This is a genomic window from Pseudomonas fluorescens, from assembly GCF_902497855.1.
Taxonomy (GTDB): Bacteria; Pseudomonadota; Gammaproteobacteria; order Pseudomonadales; family Pseudomonadaceae; genus Aquipseudomonas; species Aquipseudomonas fluorescens_BI.
Genome location: NZ_CABVHU010000003.1, coordinates 265,907 through 279,928, shown reverse-complemented (window position 1 = coordinate 279,928; position 14,022 = coordinate 265,907). Strand labels below are relative to the sequence as shown.

Annotated in this window: 14 protein-coding genes; 1 reads left to right on the top strand and 13 read right to left on the bottom strand. The window is 58.9% G+C overall.

Annotation, left to right across the window (positions count from 1 at the left end; all coding sequences use genetic code 11):
• Window position 1: 1 nt before the first annotated feature.
• From lpxA to rpsB, 13 genes are all read right to left on the bottom strand, one after another.
• Window positions 2–778, bottom strand: coding sequence for an acyl-ACP--UDP-N-acetylglucosamine O-acyltransferase (gene lpxA / locus F8N96_RS08875; RefSeq protein ID WP_150797477.1), 777 nt, complete (start codon window positions 776–778; stop codon window positions 2–4).
• Entirely contained in the window at window positions 775–1,215 is a 441-nt protein-coding gene (gene fabZ, locus F8N96_RS08870) for a 3-hydroxyacyl-ACP dehydratase FabZ (RefSeq protein WP_007907157.1), read from the bottom strand. Before fabZ ends, lpxA begins: the two co-directional genes overlap by 4 nt.
• Window positions 1,216–1,323: 108 nt before the next feature.
• On the bottom strand, window positions 1,324–2,379 hold the full coding sequence (gene lpxD, locus F8N96_RS08865; RefSeq protein ID WP_150797476.1) for a UDP-3-O-(3-hydroxymyristoyl)glucosamine N-acyltransferase: 1,056 nt from the start codon (window positions 2,377–2,379) through the stop codon (window positions 1,324–1,326).
• Between the two features lie 3 nt (window positions 2,380–2,382).
• The gene (locus tag F8N96_RS08860; RefSeq protein ID WP_010462812.1) at window positions 2,383–2,886 is read right to left on the bottom strand and encodes an OmpH family outer membrane protein; all 504 of its coding nucleotides are present in this window, start codon (window positions 2,884–2,886) and stop codon (window positions 2,383–2,385) included.
• A gap of 45 nt (window positions 2,887–2,931) precedes the next feature.
• The gene (gene bamA, locus F8N96_RS08855; RefSeq protein ID WP_150766033.1) at window positions 2,932–5,307 is read right to left on the bottom strand and encodes an outer membrane protein assembly factor BamA; all 2,376 of its coding nucleotides are present in this window, start codon (window positions 5,305–5,307) and stop codon (window positions 2,932–2,934) included.
• A gap of 74 nt (window positions 5,308–5,381) precedes the next feature.
• Window positions 5,382–6,734 carry a sigma E protease regulator RseP gene (gene rseP, locus F8N96_RS08850; protein ID WP_150797475.1) on the bottom strand — a complete coding sequence of 451 codons (1,353 nt, stop codon included), beginning with the start codon at window positions 6,732–6,734 and terminating at the stop codon, window positions 5,382–5,384.
• Window positions 6,735–6,787: 53 nt separating this feature from the next.
• Complete coding sequence (gene ispC, locus F8N96_RS08845; RefSeq protein WP_150797474.1) at window positions 6,788–7,978, bottom strand: 1-deoxy-D-xylulose-5-phosphate reductoisomerase; 1,191 nt, start codon at window positions 7,976–7,978, stop codon at window positions 6,788–6,790.
• On the bottom strand, window positions 7,975–8,781 hold the full coding sequence (locus tag F8N96_RS08840) for a phosphatidate cytidylyltransferase (RefSeq protein ID WP_150797473.1): 807 nt from the start codon (window positions 8,779–8,781) through the stop codon (window positions 7,975–7,977). The genes ispC and F8N96_RS08840 overlap by 4 nt, the downstream gene beginning before the upstream one ends.
• Window positions 8,781–9,536: a polyprenyl diphosphate synthase gene (gene uppS / locus F8N96_RS08835; protein ID WP_150797472.1), complete on the bottom strand. Its 756-nt coding sequence runs from the start codon at window positions 9,534–9,536 to the stop codon at window positions 8,781–8,783. The genes F8N96_RS08840 and uppS overlap by 1 nt, the downstream gene beginning before the upstream one ends.
• A 13-nt stretch (window positions 9,537–9,549) precedes the next feature.
• The gene (gene frr / locus F8N96_RS08830; RefSeq protein ID WP_007907979.1) at window positions 9,550–10,107 is read right to left on the bottom strand and encodes a ribosome recycling factor; all 558 of its coding nucleotides are present in this window, start codon (window positions 10,105–10,107) and stop codon (window positions 9,550–9,552) included.
• Entirely contained in the window at window positions 10,104–10,847 is a 744-nt protein-coding gene (pyrH, locus tag F8N96_RS08825; protein ID WP_003172271.1) for a UMP kinase, read from the bottom strand. The genes frr and pyrH overlap by 4 nt, the downstream gene beginning before the upstream one ends.
• Before the next feature lie 210 nt (window positions 10,848–11,057).
• Complete coding sequence (gene tsf / locus F8N96_RS08820) at window positions 11,058–11,921, bottom strand: translation elongation factor Ts (RefSeq protein ID WP_150766028.1); 864 nt, start codon at window positions 11,919–11,921, stop codon at window positions 11,058–11,060.
• 190 nt (window positions 11,922–12,111) lie between these two features.
• Entirely contained in the window at window positions 12,112–12,849 is a 738-nt protein-coding gene (gene rpsB / locus F8N96_RS08815) for a 30S ribosomal protein S2 (protein ID WP_007907989.1), read from the bottom strand.
• Window positions 12,850–13,223: 374 nt separating this feature from the next.
• Here rpsB and map point away from each other — a divergent pair, with 374 nt between their 5' ends.
• Window positions 13,224–14,006: a type I methionyl aminopeptidase gene (map, locus tag F8N96_RS08810; RefSeq protein ID WP_150766027.1), complete on the top strand. Its 783-nt coding sequence runs from the start codon at window positions 13,224–13,226 to the stop codon at window positions 14,004–14,006.
• Window positions 14,007–14,022: the final 16 nt, after the last annotated feature.

The window sequence follows — 14,022 nt, the reverse complement described above, 5'->3', positions numbered from 1 at the left end:
ATTAACGCGTGATGCCGCGGGTCGAAGACTGGATGGAATCACGAAACACCGCGACTTCCGGAAACTGCGCCGAGGGCTCGGCCAGCTCGCCGAGCGCCTGCTCGACCGTCAGGCCCTGGCGGTAAACCACCTTGTAGGCACGACGCAACGCGTGGATCGCGTCTTCGCTGAACCCACGACGGCGCATGCCTTCGAAGTTCATGCTGCGCGCTTCCGCCGGGTTGCCGAATACCGTGACGTACGCGGGTACGTCCTTGCCGATGGCGGTACCCATGCCGGAAAAGCTGTGGGCGCCGATGTGGCAATACTGGTGGACCAGGGTAAAACCGGACAGGATCGCCCAGTCCTCGACGTGCACATGGCCCGCCAGCGCGGTGTTGTTGACCAGAATGCAGTGATTGCCGATAACGCTGTCGTGGCCGATGTGGGCATAGGCCATGATCAGGTTGTGATCACCCAGGGTCGTTTCCGAACGGTCCTGCACGGTGCCGCGGTGAATCGTCACGCCTTCACGGATGACATTGTGGTCACCGATGACCAGGCGTGTCTCTTCACCCTTGTATTTCAGATCGGGCGTGTCCTCACCTACCGAAGAAAACTGGTAGATGCGATTATGCTTACCGATTCGGGTCGGGCCCTTGAGAATCACATGCGGCCCGATCACTGTCCCCTCGCCGATTTCCACACCAGCGCCGATGATCGACCAGGGGCCGACCTCGACGTCGTCGGCCAGGATGGCCGCCGGATCGATGATTGCGCGAGGGTCAATCAAACTCATAGTTTGCGTTCCGCGCAGATGATTTCAGCGGAGCAGACTGGCTTGCCGTCGACCGAAGCCTGGCACTCGAACTTCCAGATCTGGCGCTTGCAGCTCAGGAACTTGGCTTCAAGGATCAACTGATCGCCCGGCAGCACCGGCTGGCGGAAGCGCAGCTTGTCGGAGCCGACAAAGTAATAGAGGGTGCCATCGGCCGGTTTCACGTCGAGCATTTTGAAACCAAGGATCCCGGCAGCCTGAGCCATCGCTTCGATGATCAACACGCCCGGCATGATCGGATGCGCAGGGAAGTGACCATTGAAGAACGGTTCGTTGATGCTGACATTCTTGTAGGCGCGAATGCGCTTGCCTTCCACATCCAGATCCACGACCCGGTCCACCAGCAGGAACGGGTAACGGTGAGGCAGGTATTCGCGAATCTCGTTGATGTCCATCATTTCGGGGGGAAGCCTATGTAAAGATTGGGAACGCGCGACTGACGCGCATTCCTCTAGCAAATCAAGGAGGCCGTCTAGCGGCTGTGCACACTTGATATGGAAATGGTATCAGCCATCTGATGAAGCATTATCGTCAGGGGTCACTTCCCCTACTCGCTTTTCCAGCTGTCGCAACCGCCGCGCGATGTCATCGAGCTGACGCAGGCGTGCCGCGCTTTTGCGCCACTCGGCAGCCGGCTGCATCGCCGTACCGGAAGAATAGGAACCCGGCTCGGTAATCGAATGGGTCACCATGGTCATCCCGGTGATGAACACGTTGTCGCAGATTTCGATATGCCCCACCAGCCCGACGCCACCGGCGAGCATGCAATGCCTGCCGATTTTGCTGCTGCCGGAGATCCCCACGCACGCTGCCATGGCGGTGTGATCACCAATCTGGACGTTGTGGGCGATCTGAATCTGATTGTCGAGCTTGACGCCATTGCCGATGACAGTATCGGCCAATGCACCGCGATCGACAGCGGTATTCACACCGATCTCTACATCATCACCGACCCGCACTCCACCGATCTGGGCGATTTTCTGCCAGACACCTTTCTCGTTGGCAAAACCGAAGCCTTCACCGCCGAGCACGGCACCGGATTGAATTACCACCCGCTTGCCGATGCTCACGTCGTGATACAGCGTGACCCGCGGGGCCAGCCACCCCCCTTCACCGATCTCGCTGCGGGCACCGACAAAGCAATGGGCGCCGACGGTCACGCCGGCTGCGATGCGGGCTGCGCTTTCGATCACGGCAAAGGCCCCGATACTCGCCGCCGGATCGACCACCGCATCCGCCGCCACGACCGCCGTCGGATGAATCCCGGCGACCGCTTTGGGCTTGGGATCGAACAGGTGGGAAATACGGGCGTAGGCCAGGTACGGATCGGCCACCACCAGTGCATCACCGACGAAACCTTCAGCATCGGCAGCCTTCAGCAACACGGCTGCGGCCCGGCTGTCAGCCAGGTATTTGCGGTATTGAGGGTTTGCCAGAAAGCTCAACTGAGCTGGGCCAGCCTCTTGCAAAGTGGCTAGCCCAGTAATTTCCTTCTCCGCGTCGCCACGCAAGGTGGCGTCGAGGAACTCGGCCAGCTGGCCGAGTTTTATGGTCGCTGTCATGGATTACTTCAGCTGATTCATGCGCTCGATAACCTGGCGAGTGATGTCGTATTGAGGCTTGACATCAATCACTGCGCCACGCTCGAAGACCAGGTCAAAAGCACCTTTCTTGATGACTTCTTCCACAGCGCTGTCCAGTTTCGGCTTGAGCTGCTTCAGCATTTCACGGTCGGCAACGGCCTTGGCTTCGTTCAGCTCCTTGGACTGGAACTGGAAGTCACGGGCCTTTTGCTTGAACTCGAGCTCCAGGCGTTCACGCTCGCCTTGCTGCATCTTGTCGCCGCCCGCCATCAGACGATCCTGAATGCCTTTGGCACTGCTTTCCAGGGTCTTGAGCTTGGACAGCTGAGGGCCGAATTTTTTCTCTGCATCCACCGCGTACTTCTTGGCCGCGTCGGATTCCAGCAGCGCCATCTGATAGTTCAGGACGGCGATTTTCATGTCGGCAAAAGCCGGACCTGCTACCAGTACGGTCGCCAGGAGAACCAATTGAGTCAACTTACGCACGATGCACTCCTACAAAATCCATTGTCGTTATCTTGGGTCAGACGCTTAGAACGTCTGGCCGAGGGAGAATTGGAACACTTGAGTCTCAGCGTCATCCGGTTTCTTGACCGGCATGGCCAACGCGAAGCTCAGAGGACCCAGTGCGGTGACCCAGGTCACGCCGACACCGACGGAACTGGCCATGTTGCTCAGACTGATATCGTTGCACTTGGTATTGGACGACGAACCGTTGGCGTTGGTGGTGTCTTCACATTTCGAGTCGAAGACGTTACCCACATCCCAGAATACCGACGTACGCAGGGAACGCTGATCCTTGACGAACGGCAGCGGGAACAGCAGCTCCACACCGCCCTGGATCAGGACGTTGCCACCGAACGGCAGCGGATCCTGGTCCGGATCGGCCAATGTACCCGGGTTTGTACCACGACTAGGCGTACTGCGCGGGCCCAGGGTGCTGTCCTTGAAGCCACGCACCGAGTTGAAACCACCAGCATAGTAGTTTTCATAGAACGGCAAGCCGTCGGTCGAACCGTAACCATCGCCATAACCCAATTCGGTGTGCAGGCGCATGGTGTAGTTTTCACTCAATGGCTGGAACAACTGGCCACGATAATCGAGTTTGAAGAACGACAGGTCGCTGCCAGGCGTGGTGGTTTCCAGCACCAGGCTCTGGGAACGGCCACGGGTGGCGAGTACGCCCTTGTTCAGGGTGGACTCGGACCAGCCGGCCGAGGCCTTGAAGTTCAGGTAGTTGTCGCCTTCCTTGTTCACGAAGTCGAAGATTTCGTCAACGGTGTAGACGCCGGTCTTGATCTTGTCTTGTTGCGCCGTCAGGCCGAAGGTCAGGCGCGACGTTTCGCTGATCGGGTAGCCGACGCTTACGCCAGCACCCAGGCTGTCCACGGCATAGCTGGCCACGTCGACGTCGAGATCGTCGTAGTCAGTGGTGCGATAGAACGCGTTGTAACCCAGGCTCACGCCATCGGCAGTCCAGTACGGGTCGACATAACCGAAGTTATAGCGGCTCTGGTATTCACTGCGGGTCAAACCGACGCTGACCTTGTTACCGGTACCCAGGAAGTTGTTCTGGGTGATCGAACCACCGAGGATCAGACCGGCGCTCTGGGCGAAACCGACACTGGCGGTAATCGAACCGGAAGCCTGTTCTTCAACGCTGTAGTTCACATCGACCTGGTCATCGACACCCGGCACGGCCGGCGTTTCGACGTTGACTTCCTTGAAGAAGCCCAGGCGCTCAAGACGGGTCTTGGATTGGTCGATCAGGTAGGTCGAAGCCCAGCCGCCTTCCATCTGACGCATTTCACGGCGCAGCACTTCGTCTTCGGACTTGGTGTTGCCGCGGAAGTTGATACGGTTGACGTAGGCACGCTTGCCCGGATCGACGGCGAAGGTGATGTCTACCGTGTGGTCGTCCTCGTGAGGCTGAGGCACGCCGTTGACGTTGGCGAAGGTGTAACCCTCGTTACCCAGGCGACGGGTGATCAGTTCCGAGGTGGTGGTCATCAGCTTGCGCGAGAACACCTGGCCTTTCTGCACCAGCAACAGGGACTTGACCTGGTCTTCAGGGACTTTCAGGTCGCCGCTCAGCTTGACGTCACGAACGGTGTACTTCTCGCCTTCGTTGACGTTGACGGTGATATAGACGTGTTTCTTGTCCGGGGTGATGGACACCTGGGTCGAAGCGATATCCATGTTGATATAGCCACGGTCCAGGTAGTAGGAGCGCAGGCGCTCCAGGTCACCGGACAGTTTTTCACGGGCGTACTTGTCGTCGTTCTTGAAGAACGACAACCAGTTGCTGGTCTTGAGCTCGAACAGGTCGATCAGGTCTTCGTCGGCGAAGACCGTGTTGCCCACCACGTTGATGTGCTGGATGGCCGCAACGGTGCCTTCGTTGATGTTGACCTTCAGCGCAACGCGGTTACGCGGCTGCGGCACCACTTCGGTGTCGACGGTGGCCGAGTAGCGACCCTGGGCGACGTACTGGCGCTGCAGTTCGTTACGCACACCTTCGAGGGTGGCGCGCTGGAAGATCTCGCCTTCGGCCAGACCGGATTGTTTGAGGCCCTTCATCAGGTCTTCAGTGGAGATCGCCTTGTTGCCCTCGATCTCGATACTGGCGACCGAGGGACGCTCGACGACCGTGATGACCAGGACGTTGCCATCGCGCCCCAACTGGATATCTTGAAAGAAACCGGTTTTGAACAGCGCACGAGTGGATTCCACCAGGCGACGATCGTCCGCCTTTTCACCGACGTTCAACGGCAAGGCACCAAAGACACTCCCCGCGGAAACCCGCTGGAGGCCATTGACGCGAATATCAGAGATGGTGAAGGACTCGGCGTGAACTTCGGCGATCATCAATACGGTGAGAACCGCAGTTAGCAGCAGACGTTTCATGAAGTCCTTTCTTATTCCAACTGGCAATAAACAAACTGCCGCAAAATGCGGCAGATTCGCAATTCAGCGAAGCGTTACAGTCGACCCAGATCATTGACCAGAGCAAGCAACATCACCCCGACCACCAAACTGATACCGATCTGTATCCCCCAACCCTGCACCCGATCCGACAAGGGGCGACCACGCACCCACTCGATCAGATAAAACAACAGATGTCCCCCATCCAGTACAGGAATGGGCAACAAATTCAGAACACCCAGGCTAATACTCAGATAAGCAAGGAAATTCAGGAAATCAGCGACACCCGACTGGGCAGAAGCGCCCGCCACTTTAGCAATGGTTATCGGTCCACTCAAGTTTTTTACCGAGAGCTCGCCGAACAACATTTTCTTCAGCGAATCGAGGGTCAGCACACTCATGGTCCAGGTGCGTCGGGCACCCTCCCCGATCGCTGCCACGGGACCGTAACTGACCTCGCGAATCATCTCGGGCGGCCAGTCGACTGCTTTTACCCCGGCCCCCAGATAACCACTGGGTGCCTTCTTCTCGCCACGCGCCGCCAGCGTCACCGGGACGTCGAGTTGAGCAGCGTCGCGCTCGATGCGCAGGACGATTTTGCTATCGGGGCGCAGGCGGACGGTATCGACCACTTGCTGCCAGTCATCCAGCGCCTTGCCGTCCAGGGCGAGCAATCGGTCGCCGGTCTTCAGGCCGGCAGCCTGGGCCGGGCCTTTTGGATCAAGTTCGGCCAGCACCGGCGGCAGGGCCGGACGCCAGGGACGGATCCCCAGCGAGCGGATCGGATCCGGCTCATCGGCACCCTTGAGCCATTTGTCCAGCGCCAGCTCACGAGGCGATTCGGCCGTGGAGCCCTGCTCGCGAACCAGCAACTGCAGGGAACCGCTCTCGCCCAGGCGACGCACCAGCTGCAGATTGACCGCCGCCCAGCCGGACGTGGGCTCGCCATCGATGGCAATGATTTCCTGACCGGCGCTCAGGCCGGCCTTGGCGGCGATACTGCCGGACTCGACGGCACCGATGACCGGTCGCACCTGCTCGCTGCCGAGCATGGCGACCACCCAGAAAAAAAACATCGCCAGAAAAAAGTTGGCTATCGGACCGGCCGCGACGATAGCGATGCGCTGACGGACGGATTTGCGATTGAAGGATTGCTCGATCTGATCAGCAGGCACTTCGCCTTCGCGCTCATCCAGCATTTTCACATAGCCGCCCAGCGGGATGGCGGCGACCACGAACTCAGTGCCTTGCTTGTCGTGCCAGCGCAGCAGCGGCATGCCGAAGCCCACGGAAAAACGCAGCACTTTGACCCCACAGCGACGTGCGACCCAGAAATGGCCGAATTCGTGGAAGGTGACCAGCACACCCAAGGCTATCAGGGTGCCGACAATCATATAGAGCGCGCTCATCTACTTTCTCCGCAATCCTGTTCGTTGCTGCATGGGCCAGCGTATCGCAGTACTTACCGCCCGTGGCGACTCAACCATTGCCCGGCCAGCACACGGGCCTTGGTATCCGCCGTAAACACCGCGTCGAGATCGTCCACCGCAACCACCGGCTCGAGATTCAACACTTCCTCGATGATACTCGCGATTTCCGGGTAACGAACCCGTCCGTCGAGAAAGGCCGCGACCGCCACTTCATTCGCCGCATTGAGCATGGCCGGCGCACTGTTACCCGCTTCGGCCGCCTGGCGCGCAAGACGCAGGCAAGGGAAGCGATGCTCATCGGGCGCCTGGAAATCCAGGCGCGCGATGGCAAACAGGTCCAGCGGTGGCACGCCCGAGTCGATCCGCTCCGGCCAGGCCAGCGCATTGGCGATGGGCGTACGCATGTCCGGATTGCCCAGTTGGGCCAATACCGAACCATCGATGTAATCGACCAGCGAATGAATCACGCTCTGCGGGTGAATTACCACCTCGACCTGGGATGGCTTGGCATCGAACAGCCAGCAGGCCTCGATCAACTCAAGCCCCTTGTTCATCATGCTGGCCGAATCCACCGAGATCTTGCGCCCCATGGACCAGTTCGGATGGGCACACGCCTGATCGGGAGTAACATGCACCAGCTCAGCCATCGGCGTCTGCCGGAACGGACCACCGGAGGCGGTCAGTAAAATCCGACGCACGCCGACGGCCCCCAGGCCACGGGCAAAATCCCCTGGCATGCACTGGAAAATCGCGTTGTGCTCGCTGTCGATCGGCAACAGCACGGAGCCACTTTTACGCACGGCCTGCATGAACAGCGCACCGGACATCACCAGTGCTTCCTTGTTGGCCAACAGGATTTTCTTGCCGGCTTCGACGGCCGCCAGGGTCGGACGCAAGCCCGCCGCACCGACGATTGCTGCCATCACGGCATCCACTTCAGGATCGGCCGCCACCCGGCACAACCCCTCCTCCCCCACCAGCACGCGGGTCGCCAGGCCAGCCGCGTGCAAGTCGTCCTGCAAGCCTCGGGCAGCGCTCGCCTCAGGCACCACGGCAAACCGCGGCGCATGACGCACGCACAGCGCCCGCAGCTCATTCAAGCGGGTGAAGCCGCTCAAGGCAAACACCTGATAACGCTCGGGGTGACGCGCAATGACGTCGAGTGTGCTCAAACCGATCGAGCCGGTCGCCCCCAGTACGGTAATCTGCTGAGGGCGGCTCACGGTGCAGCCATCCACAGCAATACGGCAAACACTGGAATCGCCGCCGTAAGACTGTCGATGCGGTCGAGCACACCGCCGTGACCCGGCAGCAGGTTGCTGCTGTCCTTGATCCCGGATTGACGCTTGAACATGCTTTCGGTGAGGTCACCCACCACCGAGATAAACACGATCACTGCGGCGCAGATCAGACCGATCAACATCTGCCCGACACTCCAGTCGCGAACGATCCCGACGATTGCCGTGATCACCAGGCTCGCTGCCAACCCGCCATACACGCCTTCCCAGCTTTTGCCGGGACTGACCTGGGGCGCGAGTTTGCGCTTGCCGAACGCCCGTCCGGAAAAGTAAGCACCGATATCGGCGCCCCAGACCAACACCATCACCGCCATGATCAGCCAGTTACCCAAGGGCTCCTGCTTGATCTGCACCAGCCCTTGCCAGGCCGGCAACAAAATCAGCAGACCGATCACCAGCTTGCAGGCGGCGCTGGCCCAATGTTCGCTGGAGCGCGGGTAAGTCAGCACCAGCCAGGTGGCAACACCCCACCAGAGCACGGAAGCGCCCAACACCCATGGCGCCAGCCCCGGCAGGATGTGCATGACAAACAGCATCAACGCGACCACCGCCGCATAGGCGACGCGGATCGGCTGCTCGGTGAAGCCCGCCAGGCGCGCCCATTCCCAGGCCCCGAGGGTCACGACCAGCCCGATGAACAGGGCAAAACCCGAGCCTTCAAGCAGGAAAAACCCGCACAACGCAATCGGTAGCAGGATCAGTGCGGTGATGATTCGTTGTTTAAGCATTAAACCCGGGCTCCAGCCTCGACCTGCTCGCTCGTTTTACCGAAGCGGCGCTGCCGAGAAGCGTAATCGGCCAGCGCATTACGCATGGCATCGTGTTTGAAGTCCGGCCAGAACAGGTCGGAAAAGTACAACTCGGCGTAAGCCAGCTGCCAGAGCAGGAAGTTACTGATGCGATGCTCGCCGCCGGTACGGATGCACAAGTCCGGCAACGGCTGGTCGCCGGTGACCAGACAGGTTTGCAACAGTTGCGGGGTGATGTCTTCCGGACGCAAATGCCCGGCCTGAACCTCCCGCGCCAGACGCTGCGCGGCTTGCGCGATATCCCACTGACCGCCGTAGTTGGCGGCGATCTGCAGGATCAAGCCATTGCCACCCGCCGTCATGGCCTCGGCCTCGCGCATGGCAACCTGCAGCTCCGGATGGAAGCGAGAACGGTCGCCAATGATGCGCAAACTGATGTTGTTCTCGTTCAGGCGCTTGGCTTCACGTCGCAGCGCCCTGAAGAACAGATCCATCAACGCACTGACCTCGGCGGCCGGACGCTGCCAGTTCTCGCTGGAGAAGGCGAACAGCGTCAGCACTTCGACCTTGGCCTCGGCACACACCTCGATCACTGCCCGAACGGCATCCACACCCGCTTTATGCCCGGCGACACCCGGCATAAAGCGTTTTTTCGCCCAACGATTGTTACCATCCATGATGATCGCGACATGGCGCGGCACCGCAGTCGGCGCACTCTGCTTGATCTTATCCATGACAACGCGACCCTTATACGGCCATCAGGTCTTTTTCTTTCTGCGCCAGATTCGCGTCGATTTCAGCCACGTACTTCTTGGTCAAATCATCGATCTCACCCGTGGCACGGCGCTCTTCGTCTTCGCTGATTTCTTTTTCCTTGACCAGATCCTTGAGCTGGCTGTTCGCATCGCGACGGATGTTGCGCACTGCAACACGGGCATCTTCAGCGACATCGCGAGCCTGCTTGGTGAAGCCCTTGCGGGTTTCTTCGGTCAGGGCCGGCATGGAGATCAGCAGCAACTCACCCAGGTTGGTCGGGTTGAGGTTCAGACCCGCGCTACCGATGGCTTTGTCGACAGCACCCAGCATGTTGCGCTCAAAGGCAACGACTTGCAGGGTACGAGCGTCCTTGACGGTGATGTTCGCCACCTGCTTGATCGGCGTATCGGAACCGTAATACGGCACCATCACGCCTTCAAGAATGCTGGGGTGCGCCTGGCCCGTACGAATACGGCCGAAGTTGTGCGCCAGCGACTCCACGGATTTTTTCATGCGCTCTTGAGCGTCTTTCTTGATTTCGTTGATCATTGTTGGCCTTCCTCGATCAGGGTTCCTTCAGCGCCGCCGTGCACGATGTTCAGCAGGGCGCCGGGCTTGTTCATGTTAAATACGCGCAACGGCATCTTGTGGTCGCGGCACAGGCAAATGGCCGTCAGGTCCATCACGCCCAGCTTGCGATCCAGCACTTCATCGTAAGTCAGATGATCGAACTTCTCGGCATGCGGGTCCTTGAATGGGTCCGCAGTGTAGACGCCATCGACCTTGGTCGCCTTGAGCACCACATCGGCATCGATTTCGATTGCACGCAGGCAGGCGGCCGAATCCGTAGTGAAGAACGGGTTACCCGTACCCGCCGCGAAAATCACAACTTCCTTGGCGTTCAGGTGGCGCATGGCTTTGCGGCGATCATAGTGATCGGTCACGCCCACCATGGAAATGGCCGACATCACGATGGCCGAGATATTGGCACGCTCCAGCGCATCACGCATGGCCAGGGCATTCATCACAGTGGCCAGCATGCCCATGTGGTCGCCAGTGACCCGATCCATGCCGGCCGCGCTCAGCGCCGCACCGCGGAACAGGTTGCCACCACCAATCACCAGACCGACCTGGACGCCGATGCCGACCAATTGGCCGACTTCCAGCGCCATGCGATCCAGAACTTTCGGATCGATCCCGAACTCTTCCGAGCCCATCAGGGCCTCGCCGCTAAGCTTGAGTAGAATGCGTTTATAGCGAGCCTGATAACCACTGCCCTGCTGAGCCATTGCGAATCTCTCCTGCGGCGTATTTTAAAAAATTCTTTGCGAGCTGTTTACAGCTGGCTGTTCACTCTAGCTTGGCGCTGCTTCAGCGCCATCGGAACATGGCTTTGTAAGCCAGTTCCAAAGGGAAGCCAATAAAAATTGGGTACCCCATCTGAAAAGAGGCTGCGCGCGTGAGCGGGCAGCCTCTTTCGGCGACAGTTGAAAACTGTCTTATTGCTTGGCGGCAGCCAGCTGGGCAGCAACTTCTTCAGCGAAGTTGTCGACCGGCTTCTCGATGCCTTCGCCTACTTTGAAGTAGGTGAAGGAAACGATTTCAGCACCGGCTTTCTTGGCCAGTTCGCCGACCTTGATTTCAGGGTTCTTGACGAACGCCTGCTCAACCAGGCTCGCTTCAGCCAGAAACTTGCTGATACGGCCCTTGACCATGTTTTCAACGATGTTTTCCGGCTTGCCGGCGATCTTGTCAGCGTTGAGGGTCAGGAACACGCCCTTCTCACGCTCGACCGCTTCAGCGGAAACTTCCGATGGCAGCAGGAATTCAGGGTTGGTCGCCGCTACGTGCATGGCGATGTCTTTGGCCAGCTCAACAGTGCCGCCCTTCAGGACAACCGCAACACCGATCTTGTTGCCGTGCAGGTAACCACCAACAACATCACCTTCAACGCGCGCCAGGCGACGGATGTTGACGTTTTCGCCAACCTTGCCGACCAGAACCAGGCGATCGGCTTCTTGAGCTTCGATCAGCGGAGCGACGTCAGTCAGCTTGTCGGCGAACGCTTTTTCAACGCTTGCAGCAACAAATGCCTTGAAGTCGTCCTGCAGAGCCAGGAAGTCGGTCTGCGAGTTCACTTCCAGCAGAACGGCGGATTTACCGTCTTCTTTAAGTGCGATCGCGCCTTCAGCGGCAACGTTGCCAGCTTTTTTGGCAGCCTTGATGGCGCCCGAAGCACGCATGTCATCAATGGCTTTTTCGATGTCGCCGCCGGCCTTGGTCAAGGCCTTTTTGCAATCCATCATGCCTTCGCCGGTACGCTCGCGCAGTTCTTTGACCAACGCTGCAGTAATCTCTGCCATTTCAAAATCCTCTTGGATAGGTTTTCAACCATTCCACCCGATCGAACGGGCGATCAATTCTTCCCGAACCACCGTTGTAAGCCGCTGCACGTTACAGCTCTGCAAGCGCGGGGCCGACAAACGGTTTTCGAGGTGGCAAAAAGGGGGCCAAGCCCCCTTTTTGCTTACTGAGTCAACGCCAGGGCGTCAATTACTCAGCTGCAGCTGCCGGAGCTTCTTCAACGAACTGCTCGGTACCGCCAGCAACGTGGTTGCGACCACGGATAACTGCGTCAGCCATCGAACCCATGTACAGCTGGATAGCGCGGATTGCGTCATCGTTGCCTGGGATGATGTAGTCAACGCCTTCCGGGCTGCTGTTGGTATCGACTACGCCGATAACCGGGATGCCCAGCTTGTTGGCTTCGGTGATCGCGATGCGCTCGTGATCAACGTCGATAACGAACAGAGCGTCTGGCAGACCGCCCATGTCCTTGATACCACCCAGGGAACGATCGAGCTTCTCAAGATCGCGAGTGCGCATCAGCGCTTCTTTCTTGGTCAGCTTGGCGAAAGTACCGTCTTCGGCTTGCACTTCAAGGTCACGCAGACGCTTGATGGAAGCACGGATGGTTTTGAAGTTGGTCAGCATGCCGCCCAACCAGCGGTGATCGACGTACGGCGAACCGCAACGTGCTGCTTCTTCAGCAACGATCTTGCCAGCGGAACGCTTGGTGCCGACGAACAGAATCTTGTTTTTGCCCTGGGCCAGGCGCTCTACGAAAGTCAGAGCTTCGTTGAACATTGGCAGGGTTTTTTCAAGGTTGATGATGTGGATCTTGTTACGCGCGCCGAAAATGTACTTACCCATTTTCGGGTTCCAGTAACGGGTCTGGTGACCGAAGTGCACACCGGCCTTCAGCATATCGCGCATGTTGACTTGGGACATGATAGTTCCTTAATAAGTCGGGTTTGGCCTCCACGTATCCCAATGACCAACCAGCAGCATTACGCTTCAGGCACCCAGGTCATCGTGTCGACACGTGTGTGGATTTAGGCTTTTCAGGGGATCCCCGGAAAGCGGCGCATTTTATACCACAGGGCGCTAAAAAACGGAACCCGGATTCTGAAATCCCGGCCAAGGCTTTTATTGCGCGCCCTGGAATTCGCCAGGAATGCACCCTTCTATAGAGAGAAGCGACGCACAGAGGCTCAGATTTGCCCTGTTCGTCTGATAGAATCGGGTTTTTCGGGGCCGCGAGATTCGATCGCGCAACGCCCATTTTGTTTTAGCAAGCGCCATCGAGCGCAGAGAGAGCCTGTATGACCGTCACCCTCAAAACCCCGGAGGACATCGCCAAAATGCGTGTCGCCGGCAAACTGGCCGCCGATGTGCTGGAAATGATTGCCGAACATGTCAAACCGGGCATCACCACCGAAGAGCTGGACCGCATCTGCCACGACTACATCGTCAACGAGCAGAAGGCCATCCCTGCCCCGCTCAATTACAAGGGCTACCCGAAGTCGATCTGCACCTCGATCAACCATGTGGTCTGCCACGGCATCCCGAACGAGAAGCCGTTGAAGGATGGCGACACCCTGAACATCGACGTCACCGTCATCAAGGACGGCTTCCACGGCGACACCAGCCGCATGTTCCACGTCGGCACCGTGCCGGTCTGGGCCGAGCGCCTGTCGCAAGTGACCCAGGAATGCATGTACAAAGCCATCGAAATCGTCAAACCCGGCTGCCGCCTGGGCGACATCGGTGAAATCATCCAGAAGCACGCTGAAAAGAACGGTTTCTCGGTGGTTCGCGAGTTCTGCGGCCACGGCATCGGCAAGGTCTTCCATGAAGAACCGCAGATCCTGCACTACGGCCGTGCCGGCACCGGCATGGAACTCAAGGCCGGCATGACCTTCACCATCGAGCCGATGATCAACCAGGGCAAGGCCGACACCAAGGTGCTGGGCGACGGCTGGACCGCGATCACCAAGGACCGCAAGCTCTCGGCACAGTGGGAACACACCCTGCTGGTAACCGAAACCGGTTACGAGATCTTCACCCTGCGCGCCGATGACACCATCGCGCGCGTTTCGGCCTGATCCAGGGCCGCGCAGC